The following is a 21,459-nucleotide window of genomic DNA, read 5'->3' as shown; positions in this document are numbered from 1 at the left end:
GATGCCCTACAAGCCCATCGAGTCCTACGGCGTCATCGGCGACATGCACTCCGTGGCGCTGGTCGGGATGGATGGATCCATCGACTGGTGCTGCCTGCCCCATTTCGACTCGCCGAGCGTGTTCGCGGCGATCCTGGACGACAAGAAGGGCGGCAGCTTCGCGCTCGCGGCGGCGCACGCCGCGTCGCGCAAGCAGATGTACATGCCCGACACCAACGTGCTCCTCACGCGCTTCCTCCACGCGGACGGGGTCGGCGAGGTCTGCGATTTCATGCCGATCCACCGGGACCCGTACGGCGCCTACCGCCGCGGGATGCACCAGATCGTCCGCGTCGCGCGGGCCGTCCGCGGCGAGGTGCGCTTCCAGCTCGCCTGCCGCCCCGCCATCGACTTCGCCCGCCGCCCCCACCGCCTCATCCTCGACGACCCGCGCGGCGCCATCTTCGACTCGGACGGCCTCGACCTCGCGCTGATCAGCCCGGTCCCCCTGTCGAGCGACGGCGCCGGCGGGGTGACCGCCGACTTCGTGCTGCAGCCCGGCGAGTCCGCCACGTTCGCGCTGCGCCAGGTCGAGGACTGGACCGCGAGCGACGGCCTGCTCTCCACGCCGATCAACGGCGAGGACGCCCTCCGGCGCACGGTCGAGTTCTGGCGGAGGTGGCTCGGCAAGTCGCGCTACAAGGGTCGCTGGCGCGAGATGGTCGACCGGTCGGCCCTCGTCCTCAAGCTGCTCACGTTCGAGCCGACCGGCGCGATCGTCGCCGCGGCGACAACCAGCCTGCCCGAGGAGATCGGCGGCGTCCGCAACTGGGACTATCGCTACGTCTGGGTGCGCGACGCCGCGTTCACCCTCTACGCCTTCCTCCGGCTCGGTTACACCGAGGAGGCCGCGCGCTTCATGGAATGGCTGAGCGCCCGCGTCTCCGAGCAGGACGGCCCCACCGGGCCGCTCCAGCTCATGTACGGCATCGAGGGCCGCCACGAGCTGCCCGAGGTCGCGCTGACCCACCTCGACGGCTACCGCGGGTCGCGGCCGGTCCGGGTCGGCAACGGGGCGACGGCGCAGCTCCAGCTCGACATCTACGGCGAGCTCATCGACTCGGTGTACCTGTTCGACAAGTACGGATCTCCCATCCATTACGACTTCTGGCGCGAGCTCCGGCGCATGGCGACCTGGGTGTGCCAGAGCTGGGAGCAGCCGGACGAGAGCATCTGGGAGGTGCGCGGCGGCAAGCGGCAGTTCGTGTACTCGAAGCTCCAGTGCTGGGTCGCCCTCGACCGGACGCTGCGGCTCGCCGACAAGCGCTCGCTGCCGCTCGATCGCCCGCGCGTCGCGCGCGCGCGCGACGACATCTACGAGGCGATCATGACGCACGGCTGGGACGCGGAGCGGAGGACGTTCGTGCAGTCCTTCGGCTCGTCGGCGCTCGACGCGAGCAACCTGCTCATGTCGCTCATGCGCTTCATCTCCCCCACCGACCCTCGCATCGTCGGCACGATCGACCGCACGCTCGCGGAGCTCGCCAGCGACACGCTCGTCCACCGCTACGAGCTCGGCAAGGGCGCCGGCGACGGCCTGACCGGCAAGGAGGGCACCTTCAGCATCTGCACCTTCTGGCTGGTCGAGGCGCTGGCGCGCGCCGGCCGCCTCGAGGACGCGCGCTTCATCTTCGAGAAGATGCTCACCTATGCCAACCACCTCGGGCTGTACTCCGAGCAGATCGGGGCGAGCGGCGAGCTGCTCGGCAACTTCCCCCAGGCGTTCACGCACCTCGGGCTGGTCAGCGCGGCGTTCTACCTGGATCGCGCCCTCGGTCAGGGCGGCTGAGGGGATCGGGGGCTCGCGCTCCCCACCGGCGAGCGGTGGGGCGGGGCTCCTGCGCGAGCGGTGGAGGGAAGAGAGGAGCGACCGGCGGCCTGGGATATCCAACCCCAGGCCGCCGGCGCTCGAGAGCCCGGGAGATTGAGGAGGGCCGGCGCGGCGCCGCGGGATCCGGAGAGGCGGAGCCTCGGGCGCCGGCCGGCGCGGTGCGGTCAGATCGAGATCAGAAGCCGAAGCCGCCGAAGCACGGGTTGATGAAGCTCGGGACGAAGCTGGTGACCGACGTCGTGATCGCCGTCAGACCGCAGCCGAAGCCGCCGAAGCCGCCGAAGCCGCCGAAGCCGCCGAAGCCGCAGCCGCCGAAGCCGCCGAAGCCGCCGAAGCAGCGCTCGCCGTCACGTTGCCCCGTCTCCTGCCCCACCAGGGCGCCCGTCTGCCCGACGCCCACCTGGCCGATCTGCGCGGGCCCGCCGAGCTGCGCCTGGCCGATCTGCGCCGGCGCGCCGAGCTGCGCCTGGCCGATCTGCGACGGCGCGCCGAGCTGCGCCTCTTGCCCGACCTGGCCGAGCTGCGCCGGGCCCTGCCCCGTGTACCCGCCCTTGGTCGGGTAGCCCTTGCTCGGGAGGCTGCCCTTGGTCGGGAACTCGCCCTTGCTGGGCAGCATGCCCTTGCTGGGCAGGAGCTCGCCCTTTCCGGGCATGACGCCCTTCGAGGGCAGACCCTTGCTCGGGGGCAGACCGAGCTTGCTGGGCCCCATCTGGCCGATCTGAGCCTGGGACTGGGCCGCGTACCCGCCGCGCTCCGCCTCTTCCAGCCCCTGGGTCGTCGAGTCGACGCTCTCGTCATCCACGTCGAACTCCTCATCCGCGCCGACCGCGCACCCGGCCCCGAGCGCCAGCACCATCGCGAGACCCATCATCTTGCCGTGAATCGAGATCATTGGTCCTCCCCGGTGTCCCTGATAGGCCTTGCGGCCCCCGAACACCTTGGCTCACCCAAGAGCAGGCTGTGTGCCTCGGGCTCCTGTGCAGAGGCTGCCGCTTCGAGACCTCGTGAATTCGCGAATCGCGTCCGCGAATGTGGCGCTCCTCGGATCTGCGCTCCCTTGGTATTTCTCCGCGATTTATTCGCGGTGGATCCGGGCGAGGCGCGGCGCGCGCGCGGCGGCGGCGCCGTTTTCGCGCTGGCGGCAGCGAACTCTGCCGCTCGTCGGGCGCTTTTGCGCGGCGAGAGCGCCGCGCCGAGGGCTCGCGCGCCGCGCACCGCGCAGGACGCGCCGTGACGCGGTCGCTCGCCGCGGCCGCGGCGAGCCGCGGTGTTCTCACAATAGGTGGAACGTCCCTCCGGACCCAGAGAAACCCCGGCCTCCGCGCAGCGCCGACGCAATCGCTCGCGCCGTCCGAGGGAGACACGCGCGCTGCGCCCTGCCTGCTCAGCGCAGAGCGCTCCGATACGTTTGTGCATTCGCGCGCCCGCGAGAGCATAAATCTCGACTCCGGCCGGAACCGTCCGCCGCCGTCATCCTCGTTCCCTCCACGACATGATCGTTCCGGCGCTGCGTCGCGCTCGGTTCGCCTGGTGCCGCGAGCGGCGCGCGCGACTTCCTCACATCCCTGAAGATAGTCAATGACGCATCGCGTCGTGAGCGCGCCGCCCGCGCCGCCGCTCCATCCATGGCGCCGCTCGCCTCGGCGAGGACGGAGCCGAAGCGGCCGTCATTCCCACTTGCGCAGGACGTTCTGTAAATGGTCCAGTGCTGGATGTCGGAGACGGGGAGGGAGCATCCGAACTTGTAGTCTGCCGCACGGCCCTTTTCGTTTCGACGTTGGGTTGTCTCATGTCGTCCGGGACGCTGGCTTACCACCGCGCTCGGCGCTGGCCGATCGGCGGGGGCGGAGCGCCGGATCGAGCTGTCTTGACCCAGGTTTGCAGGATCGGCGGCCGCCGGCTGCGGGCGCTGAACAGAGCGGAAACATGCCAGAGTGTCGCATCACGGCCGTCGCGACCTATCTTCCGGAGCGCATCGTCACGAACCAGGAGCTCATCGCGAGCTATGGCCTCCCGTACTCCGCAGAGTGGTTGCAGCGGACCACGGGCGTCGTGGACCGGCGCTTTGCCGGCGCGGCGGAGACCACGCTGTCCATGGCCGCGGCGGTGCTGCGGCAGCTCATCGAGGCGGGGCGGCTCCGCGATCCGTTCGTCGATGTCCTCATCATGACGAGCGACGACCGCGGGCGCGGCGACGCCGGCGGGGCGGCGTTCGCCGCGTGCATGGCCGGCCTCTCCCCTGCGCTGGCGCTCGATCTCTGGTCGGCTCAGGGGGGCTTCTCTGCGGCCCTCGACGTGGCGACTCGGCATCTCTACCGCAGCGCGGGTCGCGTGCTCCTCGTGGCGAGCGAGGTGCGGTCGTGGCGCCTGCGCGCGGGGCAGCCGTGGGTCGACGACCACATCACCGCGACCCTCGGCGACGGCGCCGCGGGCGTGCTGCTCGAGCGGGGCGACGGCCTCGGGGCCGGGGCCCCCGCGCGCGGCGCCGAGCCGTCCCTGCCTCGCGCCGCGGCCCCCTGCCTGTAGGCGGCTCAGGCGAACCGCGGATAGACCGCCTCCTCGAACAGCGCCTTCACCTGGCCTTCGGGGGCGTCCGCCACGAAATCCTCGTAGTCCTCGCGCACCGGGACCTTGTATCCGCCTCTCCACGGCGACGCGGCGTTGAGCCACGCCGTGTGGAGGGTGAGCCCCGGGCGGAAGGCCGGGTGCCCCAGCTTGCAGAGCGGCCCTCGGGCGAGGTTCGTCGCGTCGAAGATCCAGACCTCCGCGCGGTGGGCGGTCGTGACGAGCGCGACCACGTATCCGTCGGTGTCCGCCCCGCTGCCGCCGCGGCGGGGCACGAACTGCAGCGAGCTGAGCCAACACCCCACGGCGCGCTGCGGGAACTCGTAGCGATCCTCGATCCGCATGGCGCGGTGGTTGAACCGGAACAGGCTGTCGGGGTGCCCGCCTTCCGCGCGCATCCGCCGGAGCGCCGAGAGGGACAGCGATCGATGCGGGTGCGCCGCGTAGAGCCGATCGATGAACTCGGTCGAGAGCTCGTCCCAGATCCCGGCGCCGCGCCAGTAGACGTTCTCGATGCAATCGGGCGGCATCCACGACGGGCCCGCCTCCCGGTGCGCATAGAGGCCGACGCCGAGCGCCCGCGCCGGGTCGGCGAACACCGCCTGATCCACGACGCGCTCGGCCGCCGCGTCGATCGTATACCGGCCGATGCGGTTCACGTCCGCCTGTCCGAGCGGGGACAGCCCGCGGAGCCGGGCCGGCGCCGGCGCCCTGTCGGCCGCGCGCCGGTCGCAGGGCCGGAGCCACTCGGCGTGATCCGTGGCGCAGTTGTGCGCCGCGTGCACGGTGATGCGGTCGCCCGCGTCCTCGTAATCGACGAGGAAATGGAGCGTCTCCAGGGGCACGACGACCTTCTTCACGACGACCGACCCGCCGCCCGGCCGGAGCGCGTCCCGCCGGACCAGGTAAAACGTCGTGCTCGGCTCGTGGGCCATCGTGAGCAGCGACCGGAGGAGGCGCTCGACCCCCGGGCTCTCCCCGGAGCCCCGGCAGGCCACGCTCTCCAGGCCGATCCGGAAGGCCGTGTCCGCGAGCACGACCCAGCGCCGCGTCAGGCCGAGCTGGTGCACGCTCTGCTCGATGCGCACCGGCGCGCCGCTCGGCAGGAGGAGCGCGTGCCGCTCCGGCTCGTTGTGGCCGTCCCACCGCAAGAGGTGCACGAAGTCGCCCGCCGCCTCGTCGAGCGGGACGCCGCCGAAGCGCGCCGCCTGCCGCGCGAGCAGGTCGCCCGGCCCGGGCGGCGCGCTCGGGCGGAAGCGCGCGGGCAGGCGCTCGAGCGCGCGCTTCGCGAGGAGCTCGAGCCGATCGGCGCTCGACCGGAGCAGCTGCTGCTCGATCATCGACGCGGCCGCCGACGCGAGCCGGTCCCAGGAGCGCGGGAGGGCGGCGAGCTCGTCGAGCCGCGGCAGCGACGCGGCGAACAGGTGGAGGAGCGAGCGGCCGTAGTTCACCGTGAGCAGCTCGCCCCGCTCCGCGTCGAAGCACGGGTGCGCCGTCGCCAGCGTCAGGGGAAAGGGGTGGTCGACGGGCGCCGCCGGGTACCACGTGCTGTTGCGCCCGACCGGCGTGACGAGCTGGAGCGTCGCCGGGTCGATCTCGTAGGGCCTCCCCGCGTCGCCCGTGACGAGGAGCCGCGCGGGCGCGCGCGGCGCGTGCATCGGCACGAACGCGTGATTGAGGTGGTCCCGGAGGCCGAGGTGGGGCGAGAAGCGGAGGAGCCCGGCGTCGCGGAAGCCGAGCGCCTCGAAGCGCGTGCCGGGGCGCGAGGCGGCGTCCGCGTGATAGCAGGGCGTGCGCGCGACCCTCGAGGTCAGACGGACCGCGCCGCCGCCGAAATCGAGCCGATAGATCATCCCATTGCCATTGAGGATCGGCGCGCCGTCCGCCCTGGGCAGCCCGCCGTCCACCGAGCCGACCGGGCCGATCGCGAACACATGGCCCGTGAGGTCCTTGGGCACGCCGCCGGAGAGCGAGGATTCGAGGACGGTGAGCTCGACCTTCGTGAGCTCTTCCGTGCTCGCTGCCATCAATGCATCGGGGACGCGCTGGCGCATGACGACCTCGGTCACACCAAGCTACGCCAATCTGTGGCCGGCGGGGGCGCCGCGCTGCGCTGCGCGCCTCCGGGATGCGCGCTCGCGCCGATTCCCGCCTAGGACGGACGCACGCGCGCTGGGCGCGGGGCTGCGGGCGCCTCCTGCATTGCGCTCGGCATCTGCGTCGCTGCCCTGATTTTCCATGCATTGGCGCCGTCTCGGCGGCTTGCGAAGGTGGTTGTCGGCCCCATCTGTACCAGCGATCAGGAGGCACATGTTCGACCAGGGGCTGACAGTCCTGCGCATCCGAGGAATCCCGATCCGGCTGCACGTCACGCTGCTGATTTTCCTGCCGTACCTCGCGTACTTGGCGGCGTCGCAGTTCACGTTCATCGCGGCCTCGCTCGAGATTCCGCGCGAGGCGCTGCGCTTGCCGCCGCTCGCCTGGGGGGCGATCTTGGCGGTCGGGCTGTTCGTCGCCGTGCTGGCGCACGAGCTGGCCCACGCGCTCGTCGCGCTCAAGAACGGGATCCGGGTGCGCGCGATCACGCTGATGATGCTGGGCGGCGTCTCGCAGATAGAGCGCGACGATCCCGAGCACGAGGCGTGGATGGCGTTCGCCGGGCCGCTGATGAGCTTCGGTATCGCGCTCGGCAGCTACGCCGCCTATCGCCTGCTCCCCGCGCCGGCGGAGGTCGGCGTGGCGCTCCTCGCCTTCGCGATCACGAACGCGATCCTCGGCGTGTTCAACCTGCTCCCGGCGTTCCCGATGGATGGCGGCCGGGTGCTCCGGGGGCTGCTCCATCGCCGCCTCGGGCGGGCGCGCGCGACGCGCGTCGCGACGGCGATCGGCAAGGCGATGGCGGTGGCCTTCGGGCTGTTCGGCCTGCTCTCGTGGAACCTCATCCTGGTGCTGATCGCCGTGTTCGTCCACATGGGCGCCTCGGCCGAGCAGGCGCGCTCGAGCACGCGCGATCTCCTCCGCGGCCTCCCGGTCGCGCGCTTCATGACCGATCGGCTCGGCGACGCGTACGCGGACGAGAGCCCTCGCGCGGTGGCCGAGCGGCTCCTCCGCCACAACCTGGTCGGCGCGCGGGTCATCGACGATCCTCGGGGCGGGGAGGGCCGCCGCGAGATCGGCGTCGTGACGGTCTGGGATCTCGCCCGCCAGCTCGCGCGCGGCGCCGAGGCGGCGACGGTCGGCGCGGTGATGCCGGTGGACGTGCCGAGGGCGCGCGCCGGCGACGACGCGTCCGGCTCGCTCGACGCGCTGGCGAGCGGCGAGGCGAGCGCGATCGCGGTGCTCGACGAGGCGGAGCACGTGATCGGCCTCGTGACATCGGCGGAGATCCAGCGCGCGCTCGCGCTCGCCGGCGCGCTCGGCGCGGCCGGCGCGGGCCGCTGAGCGCCCGGTCACAGGAGATGTCGAGTCGCGCCGCCCCGCGCTGGCACTCGCGTTGCTGAGCTCCGTTTCGAGGAGCAATGACGTGAAGCAGAGCAACAACGTGACTTCGCGCGAGCGAAGATGGCCCAGGTGTCTCTCGGTGACGAGGTCTGCGCTCGCGGCGGCTGCGGTCGCGGCCGGCGCCTCGCTGCTGGTCGGGTGTCTGGGCACGGTCGGAGCCGAGGGGTATGTCGTGTCCGGCTTCCCGGCGGTGCGCGCCGAGGTCGTCCCGGTGGAGATCGCGGCGTCTCCGCGCGTCTATTTCCGCGGCACCTATGCGTACCTGGTCGACGGCCAGTGGTATTACCCGACGAACCGGGGCTGGGTCATCTTCGAGCAGGAGCCCGCGGAGCTCAGGCGTTACCGGCAGACATACCGTGCGTCGCCGAGGTACGTGCCAGAGCGCGAGCTGAGCTTTCCCCGCGAGCGGGGGCGCGGTTACTACACGCCGCGTTGACAGTGGTGCGGCTGCGAAAGGACGGATTCGAGCATGAATCAGGAGAAGAGCGTCATTCCTATCTGCGGCCTCGCTCTATCGAGCTTTCTGGCCCTGGGCTGCTTCTTCGAGGTGAAGGACGGCGATCGGCATCGGCCTCGGCCGTCGATGGGGAGCCTGGTGATGGAGTGGACAATCGACGACCGGCGCGAGCCGCGGGACTGCTCTCGCTTCAGCGGCGGCAGGGCCGATCTCGAGCTGATCATCTACCGTGGCAGCGTCGAGGTGGCGAGGGAGTATGCGCCTTGCGAGGACTTCATCCTGACGGTGGATCTTCCGCCCGACGAGTACAGGGCGATTGCGACGCTCGTGGGGCGCAGCGACGAGCGACCTGTCACCACGTCGGCGAAGCTCGAGGCGATCGACGTCGTGCGTGGCTTCAACCTCCACCGGGAGGTGGATTTCTCGGCGACCTCGTTCCTCTTCTAGACGGCAGATCGCGTTGAACGAGCGAGTCTTCGACCGTCAAGCCGCCAAGGGCGCCGAGAGGGGATCCCCTTCTCCGCGTTCCTAGCGGCTTGGCGGTTCGAAATTCTGCGTTTTTCACGCGGTTTCAACCCATCTGTCGCTCCAGATGGGCCCCCGCGCCGCGCGGAGCGCTGGGCCTCCTCGGCCTGGCAGCCCGGAGCTACCCCGCCCTCGGGATCGTGAGCCGCACCCGCGTCTCCCCGCGCGGCCCGTCCTCGATCGCGATCCCGTAGTTCGTGTGCGCCGCGATCGCGTGCGCCGCGATGAGCGGCAGCGCCGGCGGCCTCCCCTGCGCGACCGCCTCGAAATCGCGGCTCAGCACCACGCTCCGCGCCGCGGCCGGCAGCGGCGGCCCCGCGTCGTCGAACGTGATCTCGACCCCGCTCGGCCCCTCGACGAGCGTCACGACCACCTCGCTGCCCGGCGGGGACGCGCTGATCGCGTGATCGAGCAGCGCGTGCAGCAGCACCGTGAGCGCGCCCTGCGGCACGACCTCCTGCGCGGCCTCCGGCGCCTCGACCACCACGCGCACGTCGTGGCGCGCCGCGCGCGCGAGGTCGTCCTTCACGACGTCGCGCAGCAGATCGGCCACGTCGCAGTGGCGCGGGAACTCGTGGAGCGGGCACGCACCCAGCCTCGCCAGATCGCTCACGATCTCCGACGCCGCGGTCACGTGGCGCCCCACCGAGGCCGCCGTCTCCCCGGCGTCGCCGCCGTGCGACCGGAGCGGCGCGATGTCCCGCCCGATCGCCGACAGGATGCCGCGCAGCTGCGTCCCGAGCACCCGCACCGCCGCCACGAGCACCGCGAGGCTGTCGCCGCTCGGCGGCAGGTGCGACACCGGATCGCTGCCGCTCAGCCGCGACACGATGCCGGCCAGCGACCCGCGCTCGCGCTCGCCCTCGACCCGCGAAAAGACCGCGGCGAGCTCGCGCGCGTAGGCCTCGCCCTGCGCCTGCGCCGCGGCCAGCTCCTTCTTCAGGCTCTCGACCTCGAGGCGCTGGAGATCGACCTCGGCGGGCAAGGTCAGCGTCTGCATCAGCCCGTCGAGCTCCAGCCGGCCGCCGTAGCGCAGCGCCATCCGCGACAGCCACACCCGCTCGGTCTCGAAGTTCACCGGCGTCTCCGGCCCGAGGTTGACGCGCACGCTCACCTCGTCGCCGACGCGGTGGATGCTCACGTCGGGCGCCCCGCCCTGGCTCGTGGGATCGCCGCCCTGGGCGATGAGCACCTGGAGCATCCGCCGGAGCTCGGTCTCGTCGCCGAACACCGTCGTCCCTTCGCCCATCTCGATCTGCACGCGCGCCTCGGGCGCGACCTCCCAGAGCAGCGCCGTCAGGTCGACGCGACCGCGCCGCCCGCGCGGCATGGGCCGGCCGTGGAGCGAGGCGAGCATGCTCACCGCCTCGTCGAGCCGGTTCAGCGTGCTCTCCACGCCGCCCGAGCCGTCGTCCGGCGACGGCACCGGCGGCGGCGTGGTCTCGGTCGCGATCATCCCCACGCCCTGGCGGAGCTTCTGGGCGGCGCTGCGCGCCTCCTGCGCCAGCAGCCACGTCAGCTCGGGTCGGGTCAATCTGTCGCTGGTCACCCTGTTTTTCCCTCTATCCGCCACGCTCCGCGGAATCGCGCGCCATGATGCCAGACGTGGCGGTGCCCTGCTACGCTCATTGCCGCTCACCTCGTTCGATGCGAACTCGCTCTTCTTCCTCCTTGACGCCTCTCGCTCTTCTCTGTGCCGCAGCCGCGACGGCCGCGCTCGGGGCCGCCGCCTGCGGCTCGAGCGCGCCGAGCCCCTTCCCGTCGGCGGGCGGAGCAGGCGGGGCCGGCGGCGAAGGCGGCGCGGGCGGCGCAGGGGGCGAGCAGGCTCCGGCGGACCCGACGCTCGGCGGTCCGTGCGTCGACGACGATCAATGTGAGGACGGATTTCCCTGCACCTTCGATGCCTGCGACACCAGCGCAGGCCGGTGCCGTTTCACGCCGGACGACAGCGCGTGTCAGAACGACGTCTACTGCGACGGGGTCGAGCGGTGCAACCCGCGCCTCGGCTGCGTGCCTGGCGAGCCGATCGCGTGCGGCGACGGGAGCACCTGCACGATCGACGCCTGCGACGAGCCGACCAGGACGTGCTCGAGCGCCCCGCGCGACGCCGACCTCGACGGCGATCCCGACGCGCGTTGCGGCGGGGGCGACTGCGACGACGCCGACCCCACGGCGTCGTCGCTGCAGCCCGAGATCTGCGGGAACGACCGGGACGACGACTGCGACGGGCGCACCGATGAGTCCGGCTGCGTCTCGCCGGAGCACGACACGTGCGCCGACGCGCTGGAGATCTCGGCGCCGGGCTCGTACGCGATGAACACCGCGGGCGCGGGCTTCCACTACGCGAGCTCGTGCGGCCTGCCCCGCCCGATGAGCACGCGCGACGTGGTGGCCGCGGTGCTCCTGCCGCCGGGGCCGCCGGTCGACGTGCAGGTGACCGCGCGGACGGAGGGCACCGACGTCGCGGTGACGCTCGCCGGCCAGTGCGGCGACGCCGCGACCGAGCTCGCGTGCGGGCGCCCGCACCCCAGCGCGGACGGCGGCAAGCTCGCGAAGCTCCGGGGCCGCGGCCTCGGCGATCCGGAGCGCGCGACGGCGCTGCCGGTCTACGTGACCACCGCGGAGGGCGCGCCGGTGGTCGTCGACGTCGCGTTCCTGCCGCCCTCGCCGGCGCCCGAGAACGAGACGTGCGGCACCGCGGCGCCCCTCGAGCCGGGCGCGCCGGTCCTGGCGACGATCCTCGACGCCGCGCGGGATCTCGGGACCGCGTGCGAGACCGACCTCGGGGAGCTCGTCTACACGTTCGAGCTCACCGAGCCCCGCGACGTCGACCTCTACGCGATCTCGACCGACGGCGACGGCGAGCCCTCGCTCTCGCTGCGGTCCGAGGGCTGCGCGCTGCCCGAGGACGAGCTCACCTGCCAGACGGCGGCGGCGCCGCACCTCTTCCGGCGCGCGCTGCCCGCGGGGGTCTACGCCGTCGCCGTCTCGGCGACGGCGCCGACCTCGGTGCTCCTCACGCTGGAGCTCGCGCCGCCGACCGATCCGCCGCCGGACGAGGGCTGCGCCGAGGCGGCGCCGCTCGCGCCGAACCGGACGGTCGCCGTGTCGCTGCTCGGCCACCAGGACGACGTCGACCTCGGCTGCGGCCCGGCGGCGGTCGACGCCGTGTACGCGCTCGATCTGGAGGTCGCGTCCGACGTGCTCCTGGTCGAGCGGCTGTCGGCCGGCGACAGCGGCTCGATCGCCCTGTCCGCGCCGGCGTGCGGCGGCGCCGGCGACCGGCTCGCGTGCGGCGAGGGCGACGTCAGCCCGCTCCGGAGCGCGCGGCGCGGCGTCCCCCCGGGGTCGTACCGCGTGGTGGCCGAGGCGCAGCTCGGCCAGCCGGTGAGCGTGACGGCGTTCGTGCGGCCGGCGGCGCCGCCCACGCTGGTGCCCTTCGCCGACGCGTGCGAGGGCGCGCTGGAGATCCCGGAGACCGGCGGGTTCTTCCAGGGCAACACGACCAACGCCGCCGCGGATTTGGACGCGGGGTGCGATCGCGCCGGCACGCAAGACCGCGGCGCCCGGGACCAGCTCCTGAAGCTCACGCTCACGGCGCGCCGCCGGGTGGTGCTCGACATGGCCGGCTCGGCCTACGAGACGCTGCTCTCGGTCCGCCGCGGCCCGGGCTGCCCCGGCACCGAAATGCCGCTTTCCTGCACGATCGGTACGGGCCCCCAGCGCAGCTTCCTCGATCTCGTGCTCGATCCGGGCGTCTACTACCTCCAGATCGACGGCCACGCGATGGCGCACGGCCTGTGGTTCCTCGACGTGCGGGTCGTCGACGCCGTCGACGAGGTCGATCCCTGACCCGCGGCCCTTTGCAAGCGCCCCCTCTCCCTTGCTAACGTCGCCCCGATGTTCGGCCGCATCTCTGCGATCGCCCTCAACACCTACCGGGAATCGCTTCGGGCGCGCATCCTCATCGGCCTGGCGGGCGTGGCCTTCGCGGTCGCTTTCTACTCGATCATCGTCGGCGCCTACACGCTCCGCAACGGGGCGCGCGTGGTCAGCGATCTCGGCGTCGCGTCGATCTCGCTGTTCAGCATCGCGGTCGCGATCATCATCGGCGCGACGTCGCTGTACCGCGAGCTCGAGCAGAAGACGATCTTCCCGATCCTGGCCCGCCCGGTCCGCCGCGGCGAGTACCTCGTCGGCAAGTACCTCGGCACGCTGCTCACGCTCGCGGTGTTCATCCTGGCCGACACCGGGCTCGTGCTGCTGATCGGCGCCGTCCTGGCCGGCCGCTCGCTCCCGCTCGTCGCGGGCGCCGGCGCCGCGTCGCTCGCGGCGCTCGGCCTCGCCGCGTGGCGCTCTCCGCTGCTGCGCACGTACGGGTTCATCCCGTGGTCGGCGGTCTTCCTCGTCCTCGGCGTGGTCCTCTCGGCCGGCGCTCCCACGGAGCAGCGCGTCGTCCTCGCCGGCAGCGCGCTCGCGTTCCTCGAGGTCGGCATCGTCGCGGCCGTGGCCACGCTGTTCTCCTCGTTCTCGACGCCGTTCCTGTCCGCCTTGCTCACGCTCGGCATCTTCCTCGTCGGGCGCAACGCCGACGCCCTCGCCCAGCTGCCGGTGAAGTACTTCGGCCCCCAGATCAGCGCCGCGGGGCGCGCCCTCTCCCGGGTCGTGCCCAACCTGCAGATCTACGTGCCGCCCCGCCCGCTGCTCGCGGGCGAGGTCGCCGACGCGAACCTCCTGGTCTACCTGGGGTGGGCGTCGATCACGTGCGCCGGCTGGGCGCTCGGGCTCCTTGCGGTGGCGGCGTTCGTCTTCAAGAAGCGCGATTTTCTGTGAAGCTCTCGGTCGTGCTCGGCGTCGTGCGCGGCATCGCGGTCGCCGGCTTCCTCCTTGGCGCGGCGTCGCTGCGCGTGGTGGTCGCCGGCGAGCGGGAGATCGCCGAGAGCACGGCCGCCCTGCTCGCCGGCGATCCGCACGCGGCGGCGCTCCACGCCCGGCGGGCGGCGAGCTGGTACGCTCCCGGCGCCCCCCACGTGCGCGTGGCCTACGAGCGGCTGATCGCGCTCGCGACGGCGGCGGAGGGTCTCGGCCAGCCCGACACGGCGCTCTTCGCCTGGCGCGCGGTGCGCACGGCCGCCCTGGAGACGCGGTGGCTCACGACGCCGCACGCCGAGGATCTGGAGCAGGCCAACGGGGCGATCGCCCGGCTCTCGGCGGCCGCGCCGCGCCCGCCGGGCACCCGGACCGAGCCAGCGGCCGTGGTCGCGCGGGAGCACCTCGCCGCGCTCGCGCGCGACGACGCGCCGCGGGTCGGCTGGGTCGTCGCGCTCGTGGCGGCCTTCGTGGCGTGGGTCGCGGGCGCCATCTGGGTGGTGCGGCGCGCGGTGACGGTGACGGGCCAGTGGGTGTGGCCGCGTGCCGTGCCGGGGCTCGCGGTGTGCGCGGCCGGGATCGCGGTGTGGCTGCTGGCGATTTGGCAGGCCTGACCGCCGCTCCGCGTCTCCGTCTCCGTCTTAGGAGATCTCGAACGGGGCAAAATGGGCCGACCGCGGCGAAATGGGGCGGCGAAACGGGCCGGCCGGTCCTGACGGCCACCTCGGGAATCGACGGGCCGTGACGCCTGCTGATCGGCTGGCACGCGGCATTGCAAAGCCGCGGTGCACGACACATCGATGATGAGGGAGCAGCGTTTGCAGCGCTCCGTTCCGTGGAGGTGACGAGTTTCATGAAGAATCAGATCAAGACGATCCTGTTGCTCGGCGTCATGTCGGCAATCCTGGTGTCCATCGGTGGGGCGCTCGGGCCGGGGTACCTCGTCTTGTTCGGCGTCCTCGCGCTCGCGATGAACCTGGGCGCGTATTTCATGTCGGATCGCATCGTGCTCGCGGTGCACCGGGCCGCCGAGGTCGCGCCCGAGGAGGCGCCCGGCCTGCACCGGATGGTGGAGGAGCTCTCGCGGCGGGCGGAGATCCCGAAGCCGCGGGTCTATGTCATCCCGGACGCGCAGCCGAACGCCTTCGCCACCGGGCGCAACCCGGAGCACGGCGTCGTCGCGGTCACCGAAGGGATCATGCAGCTCCTGACCGAGCGCGAGCTGCGCGGCGTGCTGGCGCACGAGATCGCGCACATCAAGAACCGCGACATCCTGGTGTCGACCATCGCGGCGGCGTTCGCCTCGGGCATCACGTGGATCGCGCACGCCGTGAGCTTCGCCGGGCTGTTCGGCGGCTCATCGGACGACGAGGAGGGGGAGAGCCCGCTCGGCGGGCTGGCGCTCGCGATCGTCGCTCCCATCGCGGCCACGCTCGTTCAGCTCGGCATCTCGCGCTCGCGCGAGTACATGGCGGACGAGACCGGGGCGCAGCTGTGCGGCGACCCGGAGGCGCTCGCCAGCGCGCTGTCCAAGCTGGAGCACGGCGTGGCGCTCATCCCCGCCGAGTCCGCCCGTCCGGCCACGGCCAGCCTCTTCATCGTGAGCCCGCTCGCCGGGGCCAGCTCCGTGCTGAAGTGGTTCTCGACGCACCCGACGACCGAGGAGCGCGTCAGCCGGCTGCTGTCGATGGCGGCCAGCGGCGGCCGCGCGGCCTCCCCGAGGAGGGCAAGCGCGCTGGCGTGATGGCGGCGAGGCGCGATGCGTCGGGGCGTGCGGCCTCAGCCGTCGCGGAGATGCTCCTGCCGGCATCCCCGTCCGTGCGGCCAGCCTGGCGCTCGGCGCCGAACTGGCGATCTCCGTGAGGCGGGAATAGCGTCGCTCGCTCCACGTCCCACGGGGCGAGCGCGCGGCGCCCTCGGCGCCGCGGCTCGTGACGCGACCTCAGTCTCGCACCGCACGGTGTCATCTCGAGAGGCAGGATGATGAACAAGCTCCCTCGCATCGCATCAACGCTCGCCGCGCTCGCCGCCCTCACGGCCATCGCCGCCCCGGCCGCCGCCGCTGCCGAGGAGACCGCCGCGGCGGCCGCGGAGGCGCCGCGTCAGGGCCGGGGCAAGGGCGCGGCCCCGTTCCCGCAGGACGCCGCCGGCTTCAGCAAGCGGGTCGACGAGAAGAGCGCGAAGCTGCGCGCGAGGGTCGAGGCGAAGATGCAGAAGGGCGGCGTCCCGGAGGCGCGCCGCGCCGAGGTCCGGAAGGCGCTCGACGAGGTTCAGGCCAAGGTGCGGGCGGCGGTCGACGCGGCCGCCAGGGACGGGGTGATCACCCAGGCAGAGGCGAAGCGGGTCCGGAAGGTCGCGCGCGAGGCGCGCAAGGCGATCGGGAAGCAGCTCGGGCTGGAGCAGAAGCCCACGAAGAAGCAGAAGCGAGGGAAGGGCACGAAGCGGATCCTCGTGCCCGAGACCGTGTAGCGCGACGCAGGTCGGGAGCGCTGAAGCCGCCGGCGGCGTCCGGCCGCCGGCCCCGCTCAGACCGCAGCGCGGGGCCGCGCCAGCGCATCCCAGGCGGCCATGGCGCAGTCGACGATCGCCTCCAGCGCCTCGCGCGGGGCGCCGTCGCGGGCCTGGATGGAGAGGCCCTGGAGCACCGTGGTGTAGAACGCGGCGAGCGCCGCCGTGTCGGTGCCCGCCGGCAGGTCGCCCTCGGCGACGCCGCGATCCAGCCTCCGCTGGAGCTCGTCGAGCGCGCCCCGCCGGCACGCGGCGAGGTGGCTGCGCACGCCCTCGCTCTCCGGCGTGCCGAGCGTCGCGGCGAGCACGATCATGCAGCCGCTCGGCTTTCCCGGGCTCGCGTAAGCCTCCACGTTGCTGCGCAGCATGGCCTCGACCGCCCTGCGCGCCGTCGGCTCCTCGCGCAGCGCCCGGCCCGTCGCCGCGCCCTCGACCTCGCCGTAGAGCGCCACCGCCTCGCGAAACAGCGCCTCCTTGCAGCCGAACGCGGCGTAGAGGCTCGGCGAGTTGATGCCCATCGCGGCCGTGAGATCGCTGAGCGACGTGCCCTCGTAGCCCCGCTCCCAGAACACCTCCATCGCCCGCCGCAACGCTGCGGCCCGGTCGAAGCCGCGTGGACGTCCCCGTCCGGCCATCACGACGACCTTTCTGTGCCGATCGATAAATAAATCGGTTGACCCCCCGTCACTCGGCACAGTATAGATTTTGTGCTGATCGACACAGAAATGAGGTAGACATGTCGGAGCTTGTTGGCAAGGTGGCGCTGGTGACCGGAGGCAGCCGCGGGATTGGCGCGGCGATCGTCAAGCGGCTGGCGCGGGACGGGGCGGATGTGGCCCTGACGTACGTGAGCGCTCCGGAAAAGGGGCGCGCGGTGGTCGCCGAGGTCGAGGCGGCGGGTCGGCGGGGCCTGGCGATCGCGTCGGACAGCGCGGATCCGGCGCAGGTCGTCCACGCGGTCGAGCGGACCGTGGCCGAGCTCGGTCGGATCGACATCCTCGTCAACAACGCCGGCATCGCCATCATGGGGCCGCTCGAGGCCCTGACGCTCGAGCAGGTGGACCGGACGCTGGCGATCCACGTGCGGGCCTCGTTCCTCGCCGCCCAGGCCGCGGCGCGGCACATGGGCGCGGGCGGGCGCATCATCAGCATCGGCAGCTGCCTGGCCGACCGGGTGCCGGGGCCGGGCATCACCCTGTATTCGATGAGCAAGGCGGCGCTGGTGGGCCTCACCAAGGGGCTCGCCCGCGACCTCGGGCAGCGCGGCATCACCGCCAACCTCGTTCAGCCGGGCCCGATCGACACCGACATGAACCCGGCCAGCGGCCCGGGCGCGGACGAGCAGCGGAGCCAGCTCGCCGTCGGTCACTACGGCACCGGCGACGATATCGCCGCCACGGTCGCTCACCTCGCGGGAGAGAGCGGGCGCTTCATCACCGGCGCGACGATCGCGGTCGATGGCGGCTTCGCGGCCTGAGAGCGCCGTGGCGGTCGCCGCCGCTGCCCTGCGCGAGCGCCGCGGCCGGCGAGGAGGCTCGCCGGCCGGACGGCGCGCCGCCCGGGCTGTCGGCGCTCGGCCCGGGCGGCGCTAGGACGCCGCGCGCGGCGCCTCGCCGAGCAGCTCGAGCCTCGCCAGGCTCGCGCAGGTCTCCGACAGGGCGCGCATCAGCCGCAGGCGGTTGTCGCGCACGGCCGCGTCGTCGGTCATCACGAACACGTCGATGAAGTACTGGTGCAGGAGCGGCGCGAAGTCCGCCACCGCCTTGAAGGCGGAGTCGTACGCGCCGCTCCGGACGTCCGACGCGATCTGCTCGCGCAGCTTGAGGTAGCCCGCGAAGAGCGCCGTCTCGCTCGCGTGCACGTCCTGGCCGAACGGCGCGACCGGCTCGCCGGGCGGCGCCTTGTCGGCGATGTTGGTCGCCCGCTTGAAGACCTCGCCGACCCGGGCGCGGACCTCGGGGCTGAGCGCGTCGATCGCGCGCACGCGCGCCCGGAGATCGAGCGGGCGACCCGCGGCGACGGGGAGGCACGCGAGGACCGCGTCCTGCGGGAGCCGATCGGAGAGCAGGCCGCGCAGCCGCTCGACGAAGAACTCGCCGAGGCGCGCCGTGAGGTACTCGCGCGAGGCGTCGAGCTTCACGCCGGCGTAGCCGTCGTACGCGGCGCTGAACGCGGCGCCGAGGCGCAGATCGAGATCGCGATCCAGGAGCGTGCGCAGCACGCCGAGGCAGGCGCGGCGGAGGCCGTACGGATCGGCTGTGCTCGTGGGGATGAGCCCGATCGCGAAGCAGCCGACGAGCGTGTCGAGCCGATCGGCGATCGCGACGAGCGCGCCGGCGTGCGTCGGCGCGGTCGCGTCCGCGGCGCCCTTCGGCAGGTAGTGATCGCGGATCACGTCGGCGACCTCGGGGCTGACGCCTTGGGCGAGCGCGTAGGCGCGGCCCATCTCGCCCTGGAGCTCGGGGAACTCGCCGACCATCAGCGCGACGAGGTCGCACTTCGCGAGGTGCGCCCCCGAGGCGGCCGCCACGAGCGTCGGCTCCGGCAGCATCAGCAGCAGGCCGAGCTCGCGGGCGAGCCGCTCGACGCGCTCGGCCTTCGCGAGCACGCTGCCGAGCCGCTTCTGGAACACGATGCCGCCGAGCTTCTCGCGCCGGCTGGCGAGCGGGAGCTTGACGTCCTCCCGGTAGAAGAACTGTGCGTCCGAGAGGCGCGCGCGCATCGTCTTGTCGTTGCCGCTCTTGATCTTCTCGGGCGCCTCCGCGGTGTTGACGACCGCGAGGTACTTCGGGAGCAGCGCGCCCGTCTTCGCGTCGCGGACGCCGAAGTAGCGCTGGTGCCCGCGCGCGACCTCGAGGATCACCCGCTCGGGCAGGTCGAGGAACCGCTCCTCGAAGCTGCCGATGATGACGTGCGGCTCCTCCACGAGGGACAGGTTCTCGCCGATCAGGAAGTCGTCCTCGATGAGCGCCCCGCCGGCGTCCCGCGCGGCGGCGAGCAGGCGCTCGCGCATCAGGCGCGCGCGCTCGCCGGGGTCGACGATTACGTGCGCCGCGCGCATCGCCTCGACGTAGTCCTTGGCCGCGCCGAGGGCGATCTCGCCCGGCGCGAGGAAGCGGTGGCCGCGGCTCGTGCGGCCGCTGCGGACGCCGGCGATCTCGACGGGGATGACGTCGGCGCCGGAGAGCGCGACGAGCCACTGGATGGGGCGGCCGAACGCGAACTCGCCGTTCCCCCAGCGCATCGATTTGCGGAAGGGGATGGCCGTGACGAGCGAGGTCAGGACCTCCGGGAGGAGCTCGGCCGCGGGCCTGCCGGCCTCGCGCCGCGTGCCCGCGAGGTACTCGCCCTTCGGCCCCTCGACGCGCCGCAGATCGGCGACCGCGCACCCGAGCTTCTGCGCGAACGCCTCGGCCGCCTTGGTGGGCGCGCCGTCCTTGAAGGCCGCCTTGACGGGCGGGCCGGTGACCTCCTCCTCGAGGTCGGGCTGGCGCGCCGCGACCCCGGAGACGAGCAGCGCGAGGCGCCGCGGGGTGCCGAGCGCGCGCATCGCGCCGTGGCGGAGCCTGAGCTCCGCGAGGCGCTTCGTTGCGAGATCCGGGAGCGCACGGAGCGCGGCCTCGACAAACGACGAGGGGAGCTCCTCGACGCCGATTTCGAGCAGGAGATCGCTCGCTTCGTTGGACATGGGACCGCGGACGCTACCCCAGAACCGCCCGTCCGGCGAGGCGGTCGAGCGACCGGGCAGCGCTGCGCGCCGGGCCAGCCGCCGGCCGCCGGCCAGCAGCCTAAGTTCCGCCGCCAGAAGTCCGGCCAGGGATCCGGAGCGAGAGTTCAACGCAAAGGCGCAAAGGCGCAAAGACGCAAAAAAGATTTGTAGTTTTGCGCCTTTGCGCCTTTGCGTTTACTTCTCTATCGCTCGTGAGGCAGAGCCCTGGCGGGAGTTCTGATCCGCGGTACTAGCCTAGCCGCGCGCGGCCGCCCCCGCTGCGCGCGGCCCGCCCGGGCTGCGCGCAGCGTTCGAAGCCTGGCCGCGCGGCGCGCCTGCCCGGACCGCGCCCCGACGCCGATGGCGCGGCTCAGCGGGCCTGCGTCGTCTGCTGGAGCGCGCGCGCGAGCACCTTCTTGAAGGCGCTCGCCTCGCCTCCGTTCGGCTTGCTCTTGCGTCCGTACCAGGTCGCCGCGCCGACGCGCACGACGCACTGGGCTGCCCGCGTGTACCGGCGGGACGCCCTCGCGACGGCCCGATCGTCCGGCGCAGACGCGGACGCGACGGCCGCGCCGAGGTCGTTCAGCGCCTCGTCGAGCGGGAGGCAGCCCTCCGGCGCGCGGGGCAGCGCGAGGGGCGGCGGGGCATGGCAGCAGCGGGCGCGCAGGGCAGCGAGCGCCGCCATGTCGTACCAGCCGAGCACGCCCCATTCCTTCGTCGCGTCCGAGATCCCCTCGGGCCCGGCGGCCCTGGCGAGGTGGCCCTTGAGCGCCGCGACGCCCTTCATCGGGTCGACCTCGGTGCAGAGGAACCCGAGCTGGCCCGCGGTCGCGGCGTCGACGCCCTTGCCCGGAAAGATCGGCATCGCGCAGGCGGCGAAGTTCGCCGCGGCGTCCGGCGCTGCGCTCGCCGCGGCGTCTGCGCTCGCGGCGCCGGCGTCCACCGGCGCCGCCGCGGCCGCGTCGCCCGAGACGGCGGCGTCCTCGGCCGCCGGGGCGCTCGGCGCCGCGGGGGCGGCGCAGGCGGCGGGAGCGGCGTCCGAGCCGGCAGGCAAGGCGGCGAGGGACGGCGGCGGCGGCGCGGGATCGCGGCGGCGCATCCAGAACCAGGCCGCCGCTGCGGCGCCCGCGAAGACCACGGCGTACAGGGCCAGCACGGCCACGCGGCGCGCCGCGGAGGGCGCGCTGCCGCGTGCGCCCCGATCGGGCCCCGGGGGGCGCGGCGCATCGGGCGCGCCGACATGCACAACGGCGCCCTCGGTCGCCAGCGCGGACGGAGCCGGGGGCAGCTCGCCGTCGATGCGTGCGGGCCGAGCGCGGCTAGGCCGCCGGCTCGCCGGTTCGTTTGCGGTGACGAGCGGCGCCGGCGCGAGGGGCGGCCGCTCCGCGGGCGCGGGCGAAAGGGGCGGCTGCTGCGCCGGTGCGAGAGCAAGGGACGGCTGCTCCGCCGCGCTGG

Annotated in this window: 17 protein-coding genes; 11 read left to right on the top strand and 6 right to left on the bottom strand. The window is 73.2% G+C overall.

Going from position 1 to position 21,459, the window contains the following annotated elements; all coding sequences use genetic code 11:
• Position 1 precedes the first annotated feature (1 nt).
• Positions 2-1,828 (top strand): glycoside hydrolase family 15 protein, encoded by a 1,827-nt coding sequence (locus WMF26_RS45435; protein WP_437997793.1) that lies wholly within the window; start codon positions 2-4, stop codon positions 1,826-1,828.
• Between the two features lie 217 nt (positions 1,829-2,045).
• On the opposite strand, the gene WMF26_RS45430 is transcribed toward WMF26_RS45435, so the two are convergent.
• Positions 2,046-2,762: a hypothetical protein gene (locus WMF26_RS45430; protein WP_437997792.1), complete on the bottom strand. Its 717-nt coding sequence runs from the start codon at positions 2,760-2,762 to the stop codon at positions 2,046-2,048.
• 1,034 nt (positions 2,763-3,796) lie between these two features.
• Here WMF26_RS45430 and WMF26_RS45425 point away from each other — a divergent pair.
• On the top strand, positions 3,797-4,396 hold the full coding sequence (locus WMF26_RS45425; RefSeq protein ID WP_437997791.1) for a hypothetical protein: 600 nt from the start codon (positions 3,797-3,799) through the stop codon (positions 4,394-4,396).
• Positions 4,397-4,401: 5 nt separating this feature from the next.
• Here WMF26_RS45425 and WMF26_RS45420 read toward each other — a convergent pair whose 3' ends face one another.
• Positions 4,402-6,462: a carotenoid oxygenase family protein gene (locus tag WMF26_RS45420; RefSeq protein ID WP_437997790.1), complete on the bottom strand. Its 2,061-nt coding sequence runs from the start codon at positions 6,460-6,462 to the stop codon at positions 4,402-4,404.
• 211 nt (positions 6,463-6,673) lie between these two features.
• Between WMF26_RS45420 and WMF26_RS45415 the strand changes: the two genes are divergently transcribed.
• The 3 genes from WMF26_RS45415 to WMF26_RS45405 all read left to right on the top strand — a co-directional run bounded on the left by WMF26_RS45415 (position 6,674) and on the right by WMF26_RS45405 (position 8,840).
• Positions 6,674-7,876, top strand: coding sequence for a site-2 protease family protein (locus tag WMF26_RS45415; RefSeq protein ID WP_437997789.1), 1,203 nt, complete (start codon positions 6,674-6,676; stop codon positions 7,874-7,876).
• A gap of 139 nt (positions 7,877-8,015) precedes the next feature.
• Complete coding sequence (locus tag WMF26_RS45410; RefSeq protein WP_061627711.1) at positions 8,016-8,372, top strand: hypothetical protein; 357 nt, start codon at positions 8,016-8,018, stop codon at positions 8,370-8,372.
• Between the two features lie 33 nt (positions 8,373-8,405).
• Complete coding sequence (locus WMF26_RS45405) at positions 8,406-8,840, top strand: hypothetical protein (RefSeq protein ID WP_061627710.1); 435 nt, start codon at positions 8,406-8,408, stop codon at positions 8,838-8,840.
• 199 nt (positions 8,841-9,039) lie between these two features.
• Here the strand turns inward: WMF26_RS45405 and WMF26_RS45400 are convergent, their stop codons facing one another.
• Positions 9,040-10,452: a sensor histidine kinase gene (locus WMF26_RS45400; protein WP_437952272.1), complete on the bottom strand. Its 1,413-nt coding sequence runs from the start codon at positions 10,450-10,452 to the stop codon at positions 9,040-9,042.
• Positions 10,453-10,589: 137 nt separating this feature from the next.
• On the opposite strand from WMF26_RS45400, the gene WMF26_RS45395 reads away from it, so the two are divergent.
• The 5 genes from WMF26_RS45395 to WMF26_RS45375 all read left to right on the top strand — a co-directional run bounded on the left by WMF26_RS45395 (position 10,590) and on the right by WMF26_RS45375 (position 16,256).
• Complete coding sequence (locus WMF26_RS45395) at positions 10,590-12,770, top strand: putative metal-binding motif-containing protein (protein WP_437997788.1); 2,181 nt, start codon at positions 10,590-10,592, stop codon at positions 12,768-12,770.
• Between the two features lie 48 nt (positions 12,771-12,818).
• Positions 12,819-13,751, top strand: coding sequence for an ABC transporter permease (locus WMF26_RS45390; protein ID WP_437997787.1), 933 nt, complete (start codon positions 12,819-12,821; stop codon positions 13,749-13,751).
• Complete coding sequence (locus tag WMF26_RS45385; RefSeq protein WP_061627707.1) at positions 13,748-14,401, top strand: hypothetical protein; 654 nt, start codon at positions 13,748-13,750, stop codon at positions 14,399-14,401. Before WMF26_RS45390 ends, WMF26_RS45385 begins: the two co-directional genes overlap by 4 nt.
• A gap of 239 nt (positions 14,402-14,640) precedes the next feature.
• Positions 14,641-15,531 (top strand): zinc metalloprotease HtpX, encoded by an 891-nt coding sequence (locus tag WMF26_RS45380; RefSeq protein WP_061627718.1) that lies wholly within the window; start codon positions 14,641-14,643, stop codon positions 15,529-15,531.
• Between the two features lie 239 nt (positions 15,532-15,770).
• Entirely contained in the window at positions 15,771-16,256 is a 486-nt protein-coding gene (locus WMF26_RS45375) for a hypothetical protein (RefSeq protein WP_437997786.1), read from the top strand.
• A 56-nt stretch (positions 16,257-16,312) separates the two neighbouring features.
• Here the strand turns inward: WMF26_RS45375 and WMF26_RS45370 are convergent, their stop codons facing one another.
• Positions 16,313-16,930, bottom strand: coding sequence for a TetR/AcrR family transcriptional regulator (locus tag WMF26_RS45370; RefSeq protein ID WP_437952266.1), 618 nt, complete (start codon positions 16,928-16,930; stop codon positions 16,313-16,315).
• 101 nt (positions 16,931-17,031) lie between these two features.
• Here WMF26_RS45370 and WMF26_RS45365 point away from each other — a divergent pair, with 101 nt between their 5' ends.
• Positions 17,032-17,772: a 3-oxoacyl-ACP reductase family protein gene (locus tag WMF26_RS45365; protein ID WP_437952265.1), complete on the top strand. Its 741-nt coding sequence runs from the start codon at positions 17,032-17,034 to the stop codon at positions 17,770-17,772.
• A 111-nt stretch (positions 17,773-17,883) separates the two neighbouring features.
• On the opposite strand, the gene glyS is transcribed toward WMF26_RS45365, so the two are convergent.
• Both glyS and WMF26_RS45355 read right to left on the bottom strand, forming a co-directional pair.
• The gene (glyS, locus tag WMF26_RS45360) at positions 17,884-19,983 is read right to left on the bottom strand and encodes a glycine--tRNA ligase subunit beta (protein WP_437997785.1); all 2,100 of its coding nucleotides are present in this window, start codon (positions 19,981-19,983) and stop codon (positions 17,884-17,886) included.
• Between the two features lie 391 nt (positions 19,984-20,374).
• The gene (locus tag WMF26_RS45355) at positions 20,375-21,166 is read right to left on the bottom strand and encodes a hypothetical protein (protein ID WP_437997784.1); all 792 of its coding nucleotides are present in this window, start codon (positions 21,164-21,166) and stop codon (positions 20,375-20,377) included.
• Positions 21,167-21,459 lie beyond the last annotated feature (293 nt).

The sequence above is a fragment of the Sorangium sp. So ce185 genome (assembly GCF_051526825.1).
Classification (GTDB): Bacteria; Myxococcota_A; Polyangia; order Polyangiales; family Polyangiaceae; genus Sorangium; species Sorangium cellulosum_D.
Note: the sequence above shows the minus strand (reverse complement) of the source record. Positions and strands in the feature narration are given on the sequence as shown.